General features: G+C 64.9%; 16 protein-coding genes. 10 read left to right on the top strand and 6 right to left on the bottom strand.

The annotated features are described in order from the left end of the window. Positions 1-142 precede the first annotated feature (142 nt). Together FIU91_RS11590 and FIU91_RS11585 are read right to left on the bottom strand one after the other, a co-directional pair. A complete protein-coding gene (locus FIU91_RS11590; RefSeq protein WP_152462564.1) occupies positions 143-1,117 on the bottom strand; it encodes an ABC transporter substrate-binding protein in 975 nt (324 codons plus the stop codon). An 80-nt stretch (positions 1,118-1,197) separates the two neighbouring features. Continuing rightward, positions 1,198-2,178 carry an ABC transporter substrate-binding protein gene (locus FIU91_RS11585; protein ID WP_152462563.1) on the bottom strand — a complete coding sequence of 327 codons (981 nt, stop codon included), beginning with the start codon at positions 2,176-2,178 and terminating at the stop codon, positions 1,198-1,200. A gap of 247 nt (positions 2,179-2,425) precedes the next feature. Between FIU91_RS11585 and FIU91_RS11580 the strand changes: the two genes are divergently transcribed. Then, positions 2,426-3,604, top strand: a complete 1,179-nt coding sequence (locus tag FIU91_RS11580; RefSeq protein ID WP_152462562.1) for a pyridoxal phosphate-dependent aminotransferase — start codon at positions 2,426-2,428, stop codon at positions 3,602-3,604. Here the strand turns inward: FIU91_RS11580 and FIU91_RS11575 are convergent. Both FIU91_RS11575 and eutB read right to left on the bottom strand, forming a co-directional pair. Next, positions 3,601-4,584, bottom strand: coding sequence for a cyclodeaminase (locus FIU91_RS11575; RefSeq protein WP_152462561.1), 984 nt, complete (start codon positions 4,582-4,584; stop codon positions 3,601-3,603). The genes FIU91_RS11580 and FIU91_RS11575 overlap by 4 nt on opposite strands. Then, complete coding sequence (gene eutB, locus FIU91_RS11570; RefSeq protein WP_152462560.1) at positions 4,574-5,581, bottom strand: hydroxyectoine utilization dehydratase EutB; 1,008 nt, start codon at positions 5,579-5,581, stop codon at positions 4,574-4,576. The genes FIU91_RS11575 and eutB overlap by 11 nt, the downstream gene beginning before the upstream one ends. Positions 5,582-5,763: 182 nt before the next feature. Here eutB and FIU91_RS11565 point away from each other — a divergent pair, with 182 nt between their 5' ends. Further along, positions 5,764-6,255: a fasciclin domain-containing protein gene (locus tag FIU91_RS11565; protein WP_093009993.1), complete on the top strand. Its 492-nt coding sequence runs from the start codon at positions 5,764-5,766 to the stop codon at positions 6,253-6,255. 84 nt (positions 6,256-6,339) lie between these two features. Here the strand turns inward: FIU91_RS11565 and katG are convergent, their stop codons facing one another. Further along, a complete protein-coding gene (gene katG, locus FIU91_RS11560) occupies positions 6,340-8,556 on the bottom strand; it encodes a catalase/peroxidase HPI (RefSeq protein WP_152463722.1) in 2,217 nt (738 codons plus the stop codon). Between the two features lie 132 nt (positions 8,557-8,688). On the opposite strand from katG, the gene FIU91_RS11555 reads away from it, so the two are divergent. Further along, positions 8,689-9,594 carry a hydrogen peroxide-inducible genes activator gene (locus tag FIU91_RS11555; protein WP_093009992.1) on the top strand — a complete coding sequence of 302 codons (906 nt, stop codon included), beginning with the start codon at positions 8,689-8,691 and terminating at the stop codon, positions 9,592-9,594. Positions 9,595-9,668: 74 nt separating this feature from the next. Here FIU91_RS11555 and FIU91_RS11550 read toward each other — a convergent pair whose 3' ends face one another. Continuing rightward, a complete protein-coding gene (locus FIU91_RS11550; RefSeq protein ID WP_152462559.1) occupies positions 9,669-10,814 on the bottom strand; it encodes an iron-containing alcohol dehydrogenase in 1,146 nt (381 codons plus the stop codon). Between the two features lie 206 nt (positions 10,815-11,020). Here FIU91_RS11550 and FIU91_RS11545 point away from each other — a divergent pair, with 206 nt between their 5' ends. The 7 genes from FIU91_RS11545 (at position 11,021) to FIU91_RS11515 (ending at position 17,793) form a co-directional block, all read left to right on the top strand. Further along, complete coding sequence (locus tag FIU91_RS11545; RefSeq protein ID WP_152462558.1) at positions 11,021-12,028, top strand: ABC transporter substrate-binding protein; 1,008 nt, start codon at positions 11,021-11,023, stop codon at positions 12,026-12,028. A gap of 56 nt (positions 12,029-12,084) precedes the next feature. Next, positions 12,085-12,876 (top strand): ABC transporter ATP-binding protein, encoded by a 792-nt coding sequence (locus FIU91_RS11540; protein ID WP_093009989.1) that lies wholly within the window; start codon positions 12,085-12,087, stop codon positions 12,874-12,876. Then, complete coding sequence (locus FIU91_RS11535; protein WP_093009988.1) at positions 12,876-13,640, top strand: ABC transporter permease; 765 nt, start codon at positions 12,876-12,878, stop codon at positions 13,638-13,640. Before FIU91_RS11540 ends, FIU91_RS11535 begins: the two co-directional genes overlap by 1 nt. A 134-nt stretch (positions 13,641-13,774) precedes the next feature. After that, positions 13,775-14,620, top strand: a complete 846-nt coding sequence (locus FIU91_RS11530) for a helix-turn-helix domain-containing protein (RefSeq protein WP_152462557.1) — start codon at positions 13,775-13,777, stop codon at positions 14,618-14,620. Further along, complete coding sequence (locus tag FIU91_RS11525) at positions 14,617-15,615, top strand: ArsJ-associated glyceraldehyde-3-phosphate dehydrogenase (RefSeq protein ID WP_152462556.1); 999 nt, start codon at positions 14,617-14,619, stop codon at positions 15,613-15,615. The genes FIU91_RS11530 and FIU91_RS11525 overlap by 4 nt, the downstream gene beginning before the upstream one ends. Further along, entirely contained in the window at positions 15,612-16,880 is a 1,269-nt protein-coding gene (gene arsJ, locus FIU91_RS11520; protein WP_152462555.1) for an organoarsenical effux MFS transporter ArsJ, read from the top strand. The genes FIU91_RS11525 and arsJ overlap by 4 nt, the downstream gene beginning before the upstream one ends. 70 nt (positions 16,881-16,950) lie before the next feature. Then, positions 16,951-17,793, top strand: a complete 843-nt coding sequence (locus tag FIU91_RS11515; RefSeq protein WP_152462554.1) for a 3-keto-5-aminohexanoate cleavage protein — start codon at positions 16,951-16,953, stop codon at positions 17,791-17,793. The last annotated feature ends 1 nt before the right edge of the window (position 17,794 follow it).

Raw genomic sequence — 17,794 nt, 5'->3', positions numbered from 1 at the left:
GAGCGGGGCTTTTGATTGACCAGTCAATTATAGACACGGTCGGGCCATGATTGCGAGTCCTAGCTTCCCGCGGGGTGCCGGGGCGGCCTCGAACCTGCGAAGCGAAGGCAGGGCGATCCATTTAGGATCGCCCCTGACGGCCTTACTGGCGGGCCAGAACCGATTGCAGGTTCTCGGTCGCGCTGTCGTTCAGCCAGTCCGTCCAGACATCCTGGTAATTGGTGAGGAAGAATACCGCGCCCTCCTCTGCCGAGGCCGAGTTCTCGTCCATCCAGGCAACGATCTCGCTCATGGTGGCGGTCGGGAAGGTCATGTTCGACAGAAAGTCGGTCACTTCGGGATTGTTCTCGGCGAAGTCTGACACGACGGCGGTTTTCACCGGCGCCGCGGGGTATGACGTGCGTCCCACATCCTCGGCGTCCTGCTGCGTGGCCTTGGCATGCTCTTCGGCGTTGAACTCGCCCATGTCGACGCTGACCATGTCGTAAGAGCCCAGAAGTGAGGTCGGGGCCCAGTAATAGCCAAACCAGGGCTCTTCTGCCTCGAAGGCGGAGGCCATCGACGTTGCGAGCGTCTCGCCGGAGCCGTGGTTGAAGATCTCGAAACCGGCTTCCTCGACGCCGAAGGCGGGAAGAAGGTTGTCGTTGGTGATCCGGCACCCCCAGCCTTCGGGGCAGTTGTGGAAACGCCCGCCAACAAGCTCGGGGTTCTCCAGCACGCCTTCGATCGTGGCCAGCTCGGGATGCTCCTCGACCAGGTAGGAGGGCACCCACCAGCCTTCGATGCCGCCGGGATCGAGGATGTCTCCCAGTTCCTGCACGCGGCCTTCCTCAACAAGGCGCGTATAGGCTTCGCCCGTCGAGTTGGTCCAAAGCTCGGTCACGATGTCGGGCTCGCCGTTCTCCACGAGCGAGGTGATCGCGGGCACGGTGTCCGACGGCACGACGCTGACAGTGCATCCGTAGCCCTGGGTCAGGATGAAGTTCGCGACATTGGTCACGACGGAGGCCGAGGCCCAGTTCATTTCGGTGATCGAGACATCGCCGCAGCTCTCTTGCGCGAAGGCAGGTGCTGCGAGAAGCGCGGTGACGGCGCCAGCGGTCAGTTGAAGTTTCATGATGTTTCTCCCTGTGCTTGGGAACCGGCCATGCGGTCGGCCAAAAAGCGAAGAGCGGCCCCGAGAGGCCGCTCTTGAATTCAGCCCTGCTGGTTCAGGACGGATTGAAGGCGCTGTGTCGCCCCTTCGTCGAGCCAGGCGCCCCAGACGTCCTGGTAATTCGTCAGGAAATAGACCGCGCCCTCCTCGGCGGAGGCGGAGTTTTCATCCATCCAGGCGACGATCTCGCTCATGGTCGAGGTTGGGTAGGTCATCTTCGACAGGAAATCAGCGATTGCAGGATGTGCCTCTGCAAAGTCCGCGATCACGGCTGTTTTCACAGGCGATGCGGGGAAGGAGGACCGTCCCACATTCTCGGAATCGGGCTGGGTCGCCTTGCGGAATTCCTCTTCGTTGTAGGGGCCCATATCGACGCTGACCATGTCGTAGGAGCCCAGAAGCGCGGTCGGGGACCAGTAATAGCCGAACCAGGGCTCTTCGGCCTCGTAGGCGGAGGCCAGCGAGGTTGCGAGCGTCTCGCCCGAGCCGTGGTTGAAGATCTCGATGCCCGCTTCCGCGACGCCGAAGGCTTCGGTCAGGTTGTCGTTCGAGATCCGGCAGCCCCAGCCTTCGGGGCAGTTGTGGAAGCGCCCGCCGACAAGGTCGGGATTGGCAAGCACGCCTTCGACGTCGGCGAGTTCGGGATGCTCTTCGACGAGATAGGCAGGCACCCACCAGCCTTCGATGCCGCCGGGATCGAGAATCGTGCCGATTTCCTGTACGCGGCCCTCTTCGACGAGGCGGGCATAGGCGTCACCGGTGGAATTGGTCCAGAGCTCGGTCACGATGTCGGGCTCGCCGTTCTCCACGAGCGAGGTGATTGCGGGCACGGTGTCGGACGGCACCACGCTGACGTCGCATCCATAGCCCTGCGTCAGGATGAAATTCGCGACATTGGTCACGATCGAGGCCGATGCCCAATTCATCTCCGTGATGGAGACTTCGCCGCAATCTTCCTGCGCCAATGCAGGTGCGGCGGCGAAAAGCGCTATGGCTGCCGCGCTGTAAGCGAGTGTCTTCATGATCTTCCCTATCTGTGCTTTGTCATTTTTGGTGGCGTGGGCACCTTCGGCACCACACGCGATGCAGCTTAAGCTATCTGTCACGACACGACGGTAAAGGGATGAATCGCCCGGATGCGACATTATATGTCGCTTTCAGGCAACGGACGGTAGCCTCTCCTGCGGTTTGAACCTCCCGAACACCGCGCCCTTGCCCCCGCCTGCGCCCGGCGATAGCCATTATCTTCGCAATCGGGAGGATGCGGGAATGTCTCAACTCAGGTTTGCCGCCTCGCTCTCGCGGCTGGGCACGGAATCCGCCTTTACAGTGCTCGCGCGGGCCAACGCGCTCGCCGCCGAGGGACACGACATCGTCAATCTCGGTATCGGCCAGCCGGATTTTCCGACACCGCCCCATATCGTCGAGGCCGGAATTGCGGCGCTGAGGGATGGCCATCACGGCTACACACCGGCGAACGGCATTCCGGCGCTGCGCGAAGCCGTGGCCGCGGACCTTGCCCGCCGCCACGGGGCCGAGGTCGATCCGGGCCACGTCGTCGCGGTGCCGGGCGGCAAGCCCACGATGTTCTTCGCCATGCTGATGTTCGGCGAGCCGGGGGCGGAGATTCTCTACCCCGATCCCGGCTTTCCCATCTACGGCTCTGCCATCGCTTATTCCGGCGCGACAGCCGTGCCCTATCCCTTGTCCGAAACGTTGGGACACGCGCCCGAGGCCGAGGCGATCCTGTCCCGGATCACGGATCGAACGCGCCTGATCGTGGTGAACTCGCCCGGCAATCCCACCGGCGGGGTGATGCCGAAAGCCGAGATCGATGCGCTCGTCGCGGGCCTCGCAAAGCATCCACACGTGGCGATCCTGTCGGACGAGATCTATTCGCAAATGCTCTATGGCGGGCGCGAGCATGTCTCGTTCCTGCGCTATCCCGAGATCCGCGACCGGCTGATCCTGCTCGATGGGTGGTCCAAGACCTACGCGATGACGGGCTGGCGGCTCGGCTACGCGGTCTGGCCGGAAGCGGCGGTCGATCACGTCACGCGGCTTTGCATCAACGACCATTCCTGCGTGAACGCCTCGGCGCAATATGCGGGGCTCGCGGCGCTGACCGGCCCGCAGGACGCTGTGGCCGAGATGGTCGCCGCCTTCGATCGCCGCCGCATCGTGACGGTGGAGGCGCTGAACGCGCTGCCGGGGGTCTCCTGCGCCGATCCGGGCGGGGCGTTCTACGCTTTTGCCGATATTCGTGGGACGGGCCTGACCTCGATGGACACGCAGACGCTGTTTCTCGAGGAAGCGGGCGTCGCGACCGTCGCGGGCACGTCGTTCGGCGCAAATGGCGAGGGGTTCCTGCGAATTTCCTACGCCAATTCAGAGGCGAACATTTCCAAGGCGATGGAGCGGATCGGCGCGGTCCTCGCCGCGCGCTAGGCGCGCACGAGCGTTCCGGCCCCGGAAAGCCGGGTGGAGACATGGCTCGCGATGGCCGTGTCCTGCGCGCCGGTGCCCGTCAGATCGCAGATCGTGACCTGTGTGGCATCGGTGCGGCCGGGATGGGTGCCCGCCACGATCTCTCCAAGCTCTGGGGGCGTTCTGTCCTTCAGAAGCCCCGCCGCGTGCGCTGCTTCAAGCTCGCCCGAGACCTCGCATTGGCTGACCCTGTCGCAGACGTAAAGATCGGCTGCGGCGAGCGCTTCGGGAGCAATCTCGTTCTTGCCGGCCTGGTCCGAGCCCATCGCGGTGATGTGCAGTCCCGGATGCAGCCAGTCGGCGTGAACCACAGGGTCGCGCGCGGGCGTGGTCGTCACCACGAACTGGCTTTCTCGCACACAGGTTTCCGCATCCACCGCGTCTGCTTCGATGCCAAGCTCTGCGGCCAGTTCCTCGGCGCAGGCGCGCGCTTTCGCGGCGTCGCGGCCATGCACCAAGAGCCTCGAGAACGGGCGAACGAGATGCGCCGCCTTCATCTGAAGCCGCGCCTGCACGCCTGTTCCAATCACGCCCGCGGTTTCGATCTCTGACGGCGCGAGATGCCGCGCGGCCACCGCGCCCGCGGCGGCGGTGCGGATGTCGGTCAGGTAGCCGTTGTCGAGGAAGACAGTCTCCACGAGGCCTGTCTTGGCGGAAAAGAGGATCATCAAGCCGTTGAGGCTCGGCAGGCCAAGCGCGGGATTGTCGAAAAAGCCCGGCGAGACCTTGATCGCGAAGCCGTCGAATCCTGGAATATAGGCGGTCTTCACGTCGACCTCGCCATTGGCTTCCGCCAGCTCCATCGACAGGATCGGCGGCATCACCACGCGGCCCGAGGCAAGCGCCGCAAAGGCCGCCTCGATCACGTCGACCGTCTCCAGATCGAGCGCGACGACTGCGCGCAGTTCGGCCTCCGTGACCACACGAACGTCATGCGCCATAGGGTTTGCCTTTCACGGTCACGTCGCCGAGCTGCACATCTCGCCCGGCCATGATGTCATGGAACATGGTCATGTCGAGGTTCCGCCCGGTGATGATCGTGCCGACGGGCCCCTCGGCTGCGGGCACTTTGCCCGCCAGCGTTGCCGCAAGGCCGACCACACAGGCTCCCTCGGCGACGATCCGGTCTTCGTAGAAAAGAACCTGCATGGCTTGATAGATCTCGTCCTCCGTCACCAGAACGGTGTCGTCCAGAAGGTCGCGGCAGAGTGGGAAGGACAGCCGGTTCTGCATCCCGACCCCGCCGCCGAGGCTGTCGGCGAGGCTCGCGACTTCCTCCACCTCGACGGGATGCCCCGCCGCGATGGAGAGGTGCATCGCCGCGCCGCGATCCATCGAGACGCCGATGACGCGGATGTCCGGATTGATCGACTTGGCGGCAAGCGCGACACCCGCCGCCAGCCCGCCGCCCGAAAGAGGCACGAGGATCGTGTGCAGATCGGGCCGCGCCTCCAGCATCTCGAGGCCGATCGTGCCTTGTCCCGCGATGACATGTGGATCATCGAAGGGCGAGATCTCCACCAGTCCGTCTTCCTTGACGAGCCTGAGGCTTTCGGCCAGCGCCTCGTCCTGGCTGCGCCCCTTGATCCGCACCTCAGCGCCGAGCGCCCGGATGCCGTCGACCTTAGCCTGGGGCACCAGCTCGGACATGCAGATCACCGCGCGAATGCCGCGCAGGCCGGCCGCATAGGCAACGCCCCGCCCGTGATTGCCGGTGGAGCAGCAGGTGACGCCCGCCGTGCCCTCTGACAACGCCATCACCGCGTTCATCGCGCCGCGCAGTTTGAAGGCCCCGATCGGCTGCATGTTCTCGAGCTTGAGCAGGAAGTCCTGCCCGGCAGCCTTCGTCATGAACGGCGACGGCACGAAGGGGGTCGCATCGGCGACGCCCCGCAAGGTGCGCCGGGCCGAGAGGATATGGGCGAGAGAAAGCGTCATGCGAGGCCTTTCGACGGGCGGTGAGGTTTTGAGCCTAGACCACAGGTCCGCTGCTTTGAACCCATGCCCCGGTGGCGATACAGGCAAAACTGATCCGGCATGGGCGACGTTGCGTAAACCTAACCAGCGCCGGGCGAGACGGCGCAGCACCCAGATTGGAAAAAACCGAGGAAGGACGTCCCATGAAACGCCGTTTTGCCATCAAGACCTTCGCCGCGCTCAGCGTCGCAGCCTTGGCCGCCGCCTGCGCTCCGGCGATGGATGACGGAGACGACATCGTCGATATCGCTGCGGCAAACGACGACTTTTCGACACTCGTGGCCGCTGTGGAGGCCGCCGGGCTTGTCGACACGCTCAAGAGCGACGGGCCTTTCACCGTCTTCGCGCCGACCAACGCGGCCTTCGCCAAGCTGCCTGCAGGCACGGTTGAAAGCCTTCTGCTCCCCGAGAACAAGGACCAGCTCACCTCGATCCTGACTTATCACGTGGTGCCGGGTGCGGTGACCTCCGACCAGCTTGCCGGTCAGCGCATGTCGGTGACGACGGTTCAGGGCTCGGACGTGCATATCGACGGCCGCAACGGCGTGCATGTGGACAATGCCCGCGTCACCACGGCCGACATCATGGCAACGAACGGCGTGATCCACGTCATTGATACCGTTCTGATGCCCTGAGGTTTCAAGGGACAGGGCAGGGGCCTCAGAACGAAAAACGCGCGCCCCTCGGGGCGCGCGTTTCATTTGCAGAGGGAGCTGGGCTCACTTCACGTCGAAGCGATCCGCATCCATCACCTTGACCCAGGCCTTCACGAAATCGGCGACGAACTTCTCTTCGTGACCGTTCTCGGCATAGACCTCGGAGATCGCGCGAAGCTGCGAATTCGAGCCGAAGACCAGATCGACGCGGGTCGCATCCCACTTCTTCTCGCCGCTGGCACGGTCCACACCTTCGAATTCCTGCCCGTTCTCGTCGACCGGCTTCCACTCGGTATCCATCGACAGGATATTGAGGAAGAAGTCATTGGTCAGCGCGCCGGGACGGTCGGTGAACACGCCGTGCTTGCGCTCGCCCTGGTTGAGACCCATCGCGCGCATCCCGCCGACCAGCACCGTCATCTCGGGCGCGGTCAGCGTCAGAAGATGCGCGCGGTCGATCAAGAGCTCCTCGGTCGGCACGGTATAGCCGGTCTTGAGGTAGTTGCGGAAGCCGTCCGCGCCGGGCTCGAGCACGTCGAAGCTGTCGACGTCGGTCTGCTCTTCGGTGGCATCCATCCGGCCCGGCGTGAAGGGCACCTCGACCTCGTGGCCGGCCTTGCGTGCGGCTTCTTCAACGGCCGCGTTGCCGCCGAGAACGATCATGTCGGCGAGCGAGATACGCTTGTTACCGCTCTGACCGTCATTGAACGCCTTTTGCAGACCTTCGAGGACCTCGAGCACCTTGGAGAGCTGCTCGGGCTCGTTGACCTCCCAGCTCTTCTGCGGCGCGAGACGGATGCGCGCGCCATTGGCGCCGCCGCGCTTGTCCGATCCGCGATAGGTCGCCGCCGAGGACCAGGCGGTATAGGCCAGCTCACGCACGGACAGGCCGCTTTCGAGGATCGAGGCTTTCAGCGCGTCGATATCCTTCGCATCGACCAGCTCGTGATCGCGCTCGGGGATCGGATCCTGCCAGATGAGATCTTCGGCGGGGACTTCCTTGCCGAGGTAACGGACCTTCGGACCCATGTCGCGGTGGGTCAGCTTGAACCAGGCGCGGGCGAAGGCATCGGCGAACTCGTCCGGGTTGGCGTGGAAGCGGCGCGAGATCTTCTCGTAAGCCGGGTCCATCTTCATCGCCATGTCGGCGGTGGACATCATCGGCACGACCTTCTCGTCCGAGCCGTCGACCTGCGGGGCCTTGTCCTCGTCCTTGATGTTCTTCGGCGTCCACTGATGCGCGCCGGCCGGGGACTTGGTCAGCTCCCACTCGTAGCCGAAGAGCATGTCGAAATAGGACATGTCCCACTGCGTCGGCGTCGGCGTCCACGGGCCTTCGAGACCCGAGGTGATCGCGTGCTTGCCCTTGCCGCTCTCGAAGGTCGAGAGCCAGCCGAAGCCCATCGCCGTGATATCGCCACCCTCTGGCTCGACGCCTACATTCGCCGCGTCACCCGCACCGTGGGTCTTGCCGAAGGTGTGGCCGCCCGCGGTGAGCGCGACGGTTTCCTCGTCGTTCATCGCCATGCGTGCGAAGGTCTCGCGGATATCCTGCGCCGAGGCCAGCGGGTCGGGGTTGCCGTCCGGGCCCTCTGGGTTGACATAGATGAGGCCCATCTGCACCGCCGCCAGCGGGTTTTCGAGCGCGCGGCCCTCGGCGTAGCGGCTGTTCGGCTCATCGGAGGTGGCGAGCCACTTTTCTTCGGAGCCCCAATAAATGTCTTCCTCGGGCTCCCAGATGTCCTCGCGGCCACCGGCGAAGCCGAAAGTCTTGAAGCCCATATCCTCGAGAGCGACATTGCCCGTCAGAATGAACAGGTCCGCCCAGCTGAGCGACCGGCCGTATTTCTGCTTCACGGGCCAGAGCAGGCGGCGGGCCTTGTCGAGGTTGCCGTTATCGGGCCAGGAGTTGAGCGGTGCGAAACGCTGGCTCGCCGAGCCCGAGCCGCCGCGACCATCGCCGGTGCGATAGGTGCCGGCGGAATGCCAGGCCATGCGGATCATGAAGGGGCCGTAGTGGCCGTAATCGGCGGGCCACCAATCTTTGCTGTCCTTCAGGACATGCGCGATATCCGTCTTGACCGCATCGAGATCGAGGGCCTTGAACGCCTCTGCATAATCGAAATCGCCGCCCATCGGGTTACCGGCAGGCTGGTTCTGATGCAGGATCTTCAGGTTCAGCTGATTGGGCCACCAGTCCCGGTTGCCGCGACCGCCGAAGCGCGATTGCGTGGCAGTGCCGTGAATGACCGGGCAGCCGCCAAGATCGTTGCCGTCCATCATCTTGTCTCTCCTCTCGGGTTGTCGTGCAGCCGGAACGATTCCCCCGGCGCAGTGATCTGTGCCTGTGTTTAGCATCCTCCAGCTATGAAGAAAATTTGCTTTTGGGAATGGTTTTGATAACTCTTTCTTTTGAGCGAATTCAGCCTGAGACAGCTTCGTTATCTCGACGCGCTTGCGCGTCACGGACATTTCGGCCGCGCGGCAGAGGCGTCGTCGATCTCACAGCCTGCTTTGTCGGTGCAGATCCGCGAGCTTGAGGCATCGCTTGGCCTCAAACTGGTGGAGCGCGGTGCGCGCGCCGCGCGGCTGACGGCGTTCGGAGAGGAGTTCACCGCCCGTGCCCGCGAGGTGCTGCGCGCGGTGGACGAGCTCTCCGATATGGCGCGCGCAGCCGGGGAGGGCCTTTCGGGGCGCCTTCGCCTCGGGGTCATTCCGACGATCGCGCCGTATCTTCTGCCGAGGGTCATCGCGCGGCTCGGCGAGCGGTTTCCAGAGGTCGACATCCATATTCGCGAGACCGTCACACAACGCCTCATCGAGGAGCTGCGTGATGGACGGCTCGATGCGGCCATCGTGGCGCTGCCGGTCTCGGAGCCGGGCCTGTCGGAGACAGCGCTTTTCGACGAGGATTTCGTGCTGATCCGGCCCGAAGCCGATGCCGACCTGCCGGTGCCCGACGGAGAGGCACTGGCGCGGATGCGGCTTCTCCTCCTCGAAGAGGGGCACTGCTTTCGCGACCAGGCCCTGTCGTTCTGCAAGATGACGTCGAACCTGCCGCGCGAAGGGCTCGAGGGATCCTCGCTCGCGACGCTCGTTCAGATGGTCGGCGCGGGGATCGGCGTAACGCTCATTCCCGAGATGGCCGTGCCGGTCGAGACGCGCTCGGCCCGCGTGTCGGTCGCGCGTTTCGCCGATCCGCGTCCGAAGCGCAGCGTCGGCATGATCTGGCGCGCCTCGAACCCGCTGGCCGAACGGCTGACGGACGTGGCCGAGGAGGTCGGCTCAGCCGGCCGCGCTCCAACGGTGACAGGATAGGCGTTCGGAGATCGGAACCGCCGGGAGGAGCAGCCGATTGACGTGACGCGCCGCCCTTCGCGGGATATTGCGGATCAGGCGCTGGCTTCGGACAGGATCGCGGCAAGCCTCTCGCGCGGCAACGGGACCGGGTTGGCTTTCATCGAGGAGGCGTCCGCCGCCGCCTCGGCCCAGCTGCCCAACACTGTCTCACTGTTTTCAGGCCGCGGAATATAGGGCAGGCCCTGGTCGTCAATCCAGTCCTGGAAGGCGTCGAATGCCCCCATCTTCGGCACCCCGAACTGGTCCGCAAGGATGCGCGCGACGAAATCGATCCGCGCGGTGTCCCGGTCCACCGCCAGCGCCTCCTCGTTGGCCCTGAGGACTGGCACGAGGAGCCGTCCGCAGATCGCACCGTGCGCGAGCCCCGTCTGACCGCCGACCACGCCCGCAAGCCCGTGAACGGCACCAAGCCCCGCATTGGTGAGGGCGATACCGCCGATCAGGCTGACATAGGCCATCGTGTCCCGCGCCTCGGCGCTCTCTTCGGCCATCAGCCAGTGCAATGCATCGATTCCGCGGCTGATCGCGTCGCGGCAGAGCGCATCCGTCACGAGGTTCGCCCGCGCGGAGAGATACGGCTCGATCACTTGCGTGATCGCATCGAGCCCCGACGCTAGCGTCACGTTGCGCGGGCTTTCATCGGTGAGGGCGGGATCGACGAAAGCGCGGGCCGGGATCATCCCCGCATCGCGCAAGGACACTTTTCGACCCGCCTCCGGCACGCCGATCACCGAGTTCTTTGTCGCCTCGGCTCCCGTGCCCGCCGTGGTGGGCACGGCGATCACAGGCAGTGGCGGCGCGTCGAGCGGACGCCCGGCCCCCACGATTTCGAGATGATCTTCGGCCGGACCCGGCTGCGGCAGCAAAGCCGCCAGCGCTTTTCCCATGTCGATCACCGATCCGCCGCCAATCGCGAGGATCACGTCAGGCGGGGCCTTCCGCCAGCGGTCGAGCGCGGCGCGGAGCGCGTGGATCGTCGGCTCGCCGCGATGGTCTTCCGCGACCAGCTCCGCGCCTTTTTCCTCCAGCGCGCGGCCGATCCGGCCCGCAGCGGAAACGGACGGACTTCGGAGCATCAGAACGCGCTGCCCCAATACGAGACAAGCGTCCGGCGCAGCGTCCGAACAAGTCCTGCCAAATGCGATGCGGGGCGGCAGAGCGAGCGAAAAATGCGTCATGGACCGGACAGATAGCGGTCTCGGCCCTCACGGAAAGGTGCGACCTGCGGCAATGGCCTTTCAGGATTGCTCGAAAAATCGGCAGGGCGCCGAAAAAATGGTCGAGTGCAGGCATCGGCTGTGGTTCACTGGCCTGCGCCGCGCAAGGGTAGCGGCCAAGCCATCAGACGTCCCGATAAAGATGGCCCGTCAACAGGGAGACGTACATGCTGAAAACCTCTTTCGCCGCCGCCGCGTTCGGGCTGATCGCCAGCGCCGGGCTCGCGCAGACCTCGATGCCCTTCGCACTCGACTGGAAGTTCGAAGGTCCCGCCGCGCCATACACCCTTGCGATCGACCAGGGCATCTTTTCAGACAAGGGCCTCGAGGTGACGATCACCGAAGGTCAGGGCTCGCTCGACGCGATCCCGAAAGTCGCCACGGGTGCCTTCCCGGTCGGCTTTGCCGATATCAATTCGGTCATTCGCTTTCTCGACCAGAACCCCGGCGCGCCCGTCGTTCCGGTGATGATGGTCTACGACAAGCCGCCCTTCGCCGTCGTCGGCCGGATCAGCCAGGGCATCGAAGCGCCCGGCGATCTCGAAGGCGCAACGCTCGGCGCGCCGCCGCCGGACGGCGCCTGGGCGCAGTTCCCGATCTTCGCCGCCGAGAACGATCTCGACATGGATGCGATTACCGTGGAGCCCGTGGGCTTTCCGACCCGCGAGCCTATGCTGGCCTCGGGCGAGGTGGACGCCGTCACCGGCTTTTCCTTCTCCTCGACGCTGAACCTCATCCGGCTCGGCGTCCCAGAGGACGACATCTCGGTGCTTCTGATGGCCGATTACGGCGTCGATCTCTATGGCAACGCGATTATCGTGAACACCGACTTCGCCTCCGAGAACCCAGAAGCCGTGACAGGTTTCCTGACCGGCATCGCCGAAGGCTGGCAGGCGGCGATCTCCGACCCCGAGGCGGCCATCGCCTCGCTCCTCGAGCGTAACCCGGCGGCCGATGCCGATCTCGAACAGCGCCGTCTGCAATTGTCGATCGAGGCCAACGTCCTGACCGATTACGTCGCCGAGAACGGTATGGGCGGAATCGACCCCGAGCGGTTTGCTGCCGCCATCGAACAGACGCGCACGGTCTACGAGTTCCAGAACGAGCCGGACATCGCGGCGCTTTTCGACGACAGCTACCTGCCCGAGGCAGAGGCGCGGATGCTGTCCGAATAAAACGACCGGACCGGGGGCCATGCGCCTCCGGTCCGCAAGGCAAAGGGGCAGGGGACATGGACAATCTCATCGACATCAAGGGCGTGCGCCATGCCTACCGCACAAAGGCCGGCCCGCTGCCCGTGCTCGACGGGCTCGACATCCAGGTGGCGGAATCGGAATTCTGCGCGGTGGTCGGTCCCTCGGGTTGCGGCAAGTCCACGCTGACGCGCCTTGTCGCGGGCCTCATGCGTCCCGACGAGGGCGAGGTCTGGCTGCACGGCAAGCGCGTGACGAGCCCGCGCAAGACCGTCGGCATGGCCTTCCAGAATCCCGTCCTTCTCGAATGGCGCAACATCCTCGACAACGTGATCCTGCCGCTCGAGATCGTCGCTCCCTCGATGCCGCGCCGCGACCGCGTGGCCCGCGCCGAGGCGCTGCTCGAGATGGTGGGGCTGTCGGGCTTCGAGGGCAAACGTCCCTCCGAGCTCTCGGGCGGGATGCGTCAGCGCGCCTCGCTCTGCCGCGCCATCGTGCACAAACCGGACGTGCTGATCATGGACGAGCCCTTCGGCGCGCTCGACAATTTCACGCGGGAGGATCTCTGGCAGACCATGCGCGATCTGCGCGCCAAGGAGCCTTTCACCGCAGTCCTCATCACCCATGATCTGCGCGAGAGCGTCTTTCTCGGCGACCAGGTGATCGTCCTGTCGGGCCGACCCGCGCGCACTCAATACGTGCTCGACGTGACCCTTCCGGATGACCGGACCATCGACATTCTCTACGAGCGCGAGGCGGGCGAGATGCTGCATATCCTGCGCGACCAGATCAAGATCGCCCAAGGGCGCGGCGCGGCGGAGGCGCAGTGATGGAAAGCCTTCAGAAAATCGGCGTGCCAATCGCCGCCATCCTTGTCTTTCTCGTTCTCTGGGAGGCACTCGTTCGCCTCAACGGCTGGCCCGACTACGTCATGGCCTCTCCCTCCGATCTGCCGCAGGCCTATGCGCGGTTCTGGGAGTTGTTCCTCGTCGGCGCCTGGCAAACGCTCTGGCGGACGGTCGCGGGTCTTCTGCTGGCGGTGATCGTCGGCGTTCTGATCGGCATGGTCATGGGCTTTTCGCGCATCATGCGCGATGCGCTCTATCCGCTGCTCGTGGGGTTCAACGCGATCCCGAAGGCGACGCTGGTGCCGGTGCTGGCGCTCCTCTTCATCGGCCAGCACGATTTCAACACGGTGATGATGGCGTTCCTCATCTCCTTCTTCCCCATCGCCGTCTCGGTCGGGATCGGCCTCTCGACGCTCGAACCCGAATATCGGGACATCCTGCGCTCGCTCGGCGCGAGCCGGGTGACGATCTTCCGCAAGATCGCGCTGCCGAAGACGCTGCCCGAATTCTTCGGCGCGCTGAAAGTCTCGGTCACGCTTGCCTTCATCGGCACCAATCTCGTGGAGATCGTCTCGCCGCACGGGCGCGGCCTCGGCGCGCTGTTCCTCTCGGGCCAGACGAACTCGAACTATCCCCTGATGTTCGCGGTGCTGATCGCGCTCGCAGTGCTCGGCATCGCGCTTTACTACGCGGTGGTCTTTCTCGAGCGCGTCTTCGCCGGCTGGGCAGAGCGCGAGACGACCTGACGGGCGCGCCGCGCCCCCTCTTTGGATTGGTGAAAATACCTCGGGGAGCGCGAGGGGCTGGCCCCTCGCTCCCGCCCGCGCAACGGGCGAAAGGCTCTTGACGACTCGCGTCATATTTCACTATTTCCCGAAATATGGAATCGTATCACGCAGATCAGCTCGCCGTCCTCGGCCATCCGCAGCGCCTCGCGCTCTTTCGGCTCCTTGTGCGCCGCTATCCCGATGCCGTTCCGGCGGGCGAGCTGGCCGACGCGATCGGCGCGCGCGCCAATACCGCCTCCACCTACCTGTCATCCCTGCGTCGCGTCGGTCTGATTACTCAGTCCCGTGAGGGTCGCTCGCTGCTTTACCGGCTCGATGCGACGAGATCGCGGGGATTGATGGATTTCCTGTTCGCGGAGTGCTGCCGGGGCCGCCCGGATCTCTGCGGGCCATCCGCATTCCACCCGCCAGAAGGAAACGCGATCATGCCCAGCCGCAAATACAACGTTCTCTTTATCTGTACGGGCAATTCCGCCCGCTCGATCTTCGCTGAATCGATCCTGCGCCGGGAGGGTGGAGATCGCTTCAACGTCTATTCGGCGGGCACCAGGCCCTATTCGGAGCTGAACCCCTTCGCGGTGGAGACGCTTCGCAAGAAAGGCTACGATATCGACGCGTTGCGCGCCAAGAATGTCGAGGAATTCCAGGGCCCGGACGCGCCGCAATTCGATTTCGTCTTTACCGTCTGCGACCGCGCGGCAAACGAGGATTGCCCGGCCTGGGCAGGCCAGCCTGTCAGCGCGCATTGGGGTATGCCCGACCCGGTGAAGACGGTCGGCACCGATGCCGAGAAGAGCCTCGCCTTCCAGCACGCCTATGGCGCCCTTCGCAATCGTATTCAGGCCTTCGTCGTGCTGCCCATCGGCACGCTCGACCGGATTTCGCTGCAACGCGCCGTCGATGACATCGGCCAGACCAATGCCGGGGAGCCCGCATGACCACCTACGCGCTGAACGGCCTTGGCCGTATCGGAAAACTTGCGCTGAAACCCTTGATCGACCAAGGCACACAGATCGCCTGGATCAACGACGCGGTCGGCGATCCCGAGATGCACGCGCATCTTCTGGAATTCGATTCCGTGCATGGCCGCTGGGACGCCGAGTTCGCCCATGATGCAGGCAGCATCACGGTGAACGGCACGCGCCTGCCGGTCCATTCCGAACGCCGGATCGAGGATCTGCCGCTGGATGGCGTCGATGTGGTCATCGACTGCACCGGCGTCTTCAAGACCGAAGCCAAGCTTGCCCCGTATTTCGAGGCTGGTGTGAAGAAGGTCGTGGTCTCCGCGCCCGTGAAGGACGGCAATGCGGCGAATGTCGTCTACGGCGTCAACCACGACATCTACGACCCTGCGGAGCACCGGATCGTGACGGCGGCCTCCTGCACGACGAACTGCCTCGCACCGATCGTGAAGGTCGTGCACGAGGCGATCGGCATCCGGCACGGCTCGATCACAACGATCCACGATGTCACCAACACGCAGACCATCGTGGACCGGCCCGCCAAGGATCTCCGCCGTGCGCGCTCCGCGCTGACCTCGCTCATTCCGACGACCACGGGGTCTGCCACGGCGATCACATTGATCTATCCCGAGCTCAAGGGACGTCTCAACGGGCACGCCGTCCGTGTGCCGCTCCTAAACGCCTCGATCACCGATTGCGTCTTCGAGATGGAGCGCGAGACCACCACGGAGGAGCTGAACGCGCTCTTCAAGGAGGCCGCAGAGGGCCCACTGAAGGGCATTCTCGGCTACGAGGAGCGCCCGCTCGTCTCGGCCGATTACACCAATGACACCCGCTCGGGCATCGTGGATGCGCTTTCGACGATGGTGGTGAACGGCACGCAGGCCAAGATCTATGCGTGGTACGACAACGAGATGGGGTATGCTTACCGCCTCGTCGACGTGGCGCGCATGGTGGGCGCGTCCCTATGAGCGCGGCGCGGCAGGACGGGCTTTCCGCCTATATCGCGGTGACGGCGGCCTATTGGGCCTTCATGCTCACCGATGGCGCGCTGAGGATGCTGGTGCTCTTGCACTTCCACACGCTCGGCTTCTCGCCCGTGCAGCTGGCCTACCTTTTCATCCTTTACGAGATTGCCGGGATCATCACCAATCTCTGCGCGGGCTGGATCGCGGCGCGGTTCGGGATGACCTCGACGCTTTATGCCGGGCTCGGCCTTCAGGTCGTGGCGCTGCTGGCGCTCGCCGCGCTCGATCCGGGATGGGCGCTCTGGGCGTCGGTCGCCTATGTCATGGCGGTGCAAGGCGCATCGGGCGTCGCCAAGGATCTTGCCAAGACCTCGGCCAAGAGTGCCGTGAAGACGCTCGCGCCCAAGGCGCAAGGCGGGCTCTTCCGATGGGTCGCGGTTCTGACGGGGTCCAAGAACGCGGTGAAGGGCGTGGGCTTCCTTTTGGGCGCTGGCCTGCTGGCGCTGCTTGGCTTCACCGCTTCGGTTCTGGCGATGGCGGCAGTGCTGTCGGTGATCCTCGCCGCGATCGCGCTCAAAATGCCGTCCGGGCTGCCGGTCGGGCGCAAGGATGCGAAGTTCTCCGAGGTGATCTCCAAGGACCAGAACATCAACCGGCTCTCGGTCGCGCGGGTCTTCCTCTTCGGTGCGCGCGATGTCTGGTTCGTGGTCGGCATCCCGATCTACTTCTACGCGGTGCTGTCCGACGGCACCGAAGAGGGCAACCGCGCGGCGTTCTTCATGATCGGCAGTTTCATGGCCGTCTGGACGATTCTTTACGGCGCGGTGCAGGCATCCGCCCCGAAGCTCCTGCGCGCCGCAGACCGCCCCGAGGCGGAGCTGGTGCCCGAGGCGCAGGCATGGACCGGCCGGCTCTTCGCGCTGCCTGCCGCGCTGGCGCTTCTCGTCTGGATCGCGGGAGAGCCTGCGACCTGGCTTACCGTCACCATCGTCGTCGTCCTTCTGGTCTTCGGCGCGATCTTCGCCGTCAACTCGGCGCTGCATTCCTACCTGATCCTCAATTTCGCGGGGTCGGAGCGGGTGACGATGGATGTGGGCTTCTACTACATGGCCAACGCCGCGGGTCGCCTTCTTGGCACGCTGATGTCCGGGCTCAGCTACCAGATCGGGGGGCTGCCCCTGTGCCTTGCGACGGCGGCCGTCTTCGTGGCGCTCAGTTGGCTGGCTGCGCGCACTCTCAAGCCCGAGGCAGAGCCCGCACCCGCATGAGAGGCGGCCATTGTATCCGCCGCTGGGCAGGGTAGTCTCCGTCCCGAGATTGCCGGGGAGGAGATGAAATATGGCCGATGTCGCGGGGAAGCCCTGTATTCTATGCGTTGCGATTACCGGATCGTTGCCGACCAAGGCGAACAATCCGGCAGTGCCGATCACGGTGGCTGAACAGGTCGAGTCGACGCATGAAGCCTTCGAGGCGGGGGCCGCCATCGCCCATTGCCACGTGCGCAACGACGACGAGACGCCATCCTCCGACCCTGAGAAATTCGCGCGGCTTAAGGAAGGCATCGAGGCGCATTGCCCCGGCATGATCGTGCAGTTCTCGACTGGCGGACGGTCGGGCGCCGGGCAGGCGCGGGGCGGGATGCTGCCATTGCGGCCGGACATGGCCTCGCTCTCGGTCGGCTCGAACAACTTTCCGACGCGCGTCTACGAAAATCCGCCCGATCTCGTCGATTGGCTCGCCTCCGAGATGCGGACCTACGAGGTCACGCCCGAGGTCGAAGCCTTCGATCTCAGCCATATCATCCAGGCGATCCGCCGCCATGAGGCTGGGGATCTTTACGGCAAGCTTTACGTGCAGTTCGTGATGGGCGTGAAGAACGCCATGCCCGCTGACCGCGCCGTGTTCGACTTCTACGTTGAGACGATGCGCTCCCGTGCGCCCGAGGCGAACTGGTGCGCCGCCGGGATCGGCGCCAGCCAGCTCGTCGTCAACGAATGGGCAATCGCGGCGGGCGGACATACGCGGGCGGGGCTCGAGGACAACGTGCGCCTCGACCGCGACAGGCTCGCACCATCCAACGCGGCGCTCATCGCCCGCGCCGCGGAGCTCTGCGCGAAATACGAGCGCCCCGTCGCCAGCCCGGTCGAGGCGCGCGAGATCCTCGGCCTGCGAGCAGCCTAGC

The organism is Roseivivax sp. THAF30 (assembly GCF_009363575.1).
GTDB classification, from domain to species: domain Bacteria; phylum Pseudomonadota; class Alphaproteobacteria; order Rhodobacterales; family Rhodobacteraceae; genus Roseivivax; species Roseivivax halotolerans.
This window is presented reverse-complemented; position numbering and strand designations above follow the sequence as displayed.

Excerpts from the sequence above, each read along its gene's own strand:
- FIU91_RS11550 (WP_152462559.1), bottom strand. The coding sequence starts at position 10,814 with ATGACGCATTTTTCGCTCGCTCTGCCGCCCCGCATCGCATTTGGCAGG.
- FIU91_RS11540 (WP_093009989.1), top strand. The coding sequence starts at position 12,085 with ATGGACAATCTCATCGACATCAAGGGCGTGCGCCATGCCTACCGCACA.
- FIU91_RS11515 (WP_152462554.1), top strand. The coding sequence starts at position 16,951 with ATGGCCGATGTCGCGGGGAAGCCCTGTATTCTATGCGTTGCGATTACC.
- arsJ (WP_152462555.1), top strand. The coding sequence starts at position 15,612 with ATGAGCGCGGCGCGGCAGGACGGGCTTTCCGCCTATATCGCGGTGACG.
- FIU91_RS11525 (WP_152462556.1), top strand. The coding sequence starts at position 14,617 with ATGACCACCTACGCGCTGAACGGCCTTGGCCGTATCGGAAAACTTGCG.
- FIU91_RS11590 (WP_152462564.1), bottom strand. The coding sequence starts at position 1,117 with ATGAAACTTCAACTGACCGCTGGCGCCGTCACCGCGCTTCTCGCAGCA.
- FIU91_RS11580 (WP_152462562.1), top strand. The coding sequence starts at position 2,426 with ATGTCTCAACTCAGGTTTGCCGCCTCGCTCTCGCGGCTGGGCACGGAA.
- FIU91_RS11585 (WP_152462563.1), bottom strand. The coding sequence starts at position 2,178 with ATGAAGACACTCGCTTACAGCGCGGCAGCCATAGCGCTTTTCGCCGCC.
- katG (WP_152463722.1), bottom strand. The coding sequence starts at position 8,556 with ATGGACGGCAACGATCTTGGCGGCTGCCCGGTCATTCACGGCACTGCC.
- FIU91_RS11575 (WP_152462561.1), bottom strand. The coding sequence starts at position 4,584 with ATGGCGCATGACGTTCGTGTGGTCACGGAGGCCGAACTGCGCGCAGTC.
- FIU91_RS11545 (WP_152462558.1), top strand. The coding sequence starts at position 11,021 with ATGCTGAAAACCTCTTTCGCCGCCGCCGCGTTCGGGCTGATCGCCAGC.
- FIU91_RS11530 (WP_152462557.1), top strand. The coding sequence starts at position 13,775 with ATGGAATCGTATCACGCAGATCAGCTCGCCGTCCTCGGCCATCCGCAG.
- FIU91_RS11535 (WP_093009988.1), top strand. The coding sequence starts at position 12,876 with ATGGAAAGCCTTCAGAAAATCGGCGTGCCAATCGCCGCCATCCTTGTC.
- FIU91_RS11565 (WP_093009993.1), top strand. The coding sequence starts at position 5,764 with ATGAAACGCCGTTTTGCCATCAAGACCTTCGCCGCGCTCAGCGTCGCA.
- eutB (WP_152462560.1), bottom strand. The coding sequence starts at position 5,581 with ATGACGCTTTCTCTCGCCCATATCCTCTCGGCCCGGCGCACCTTGCGG.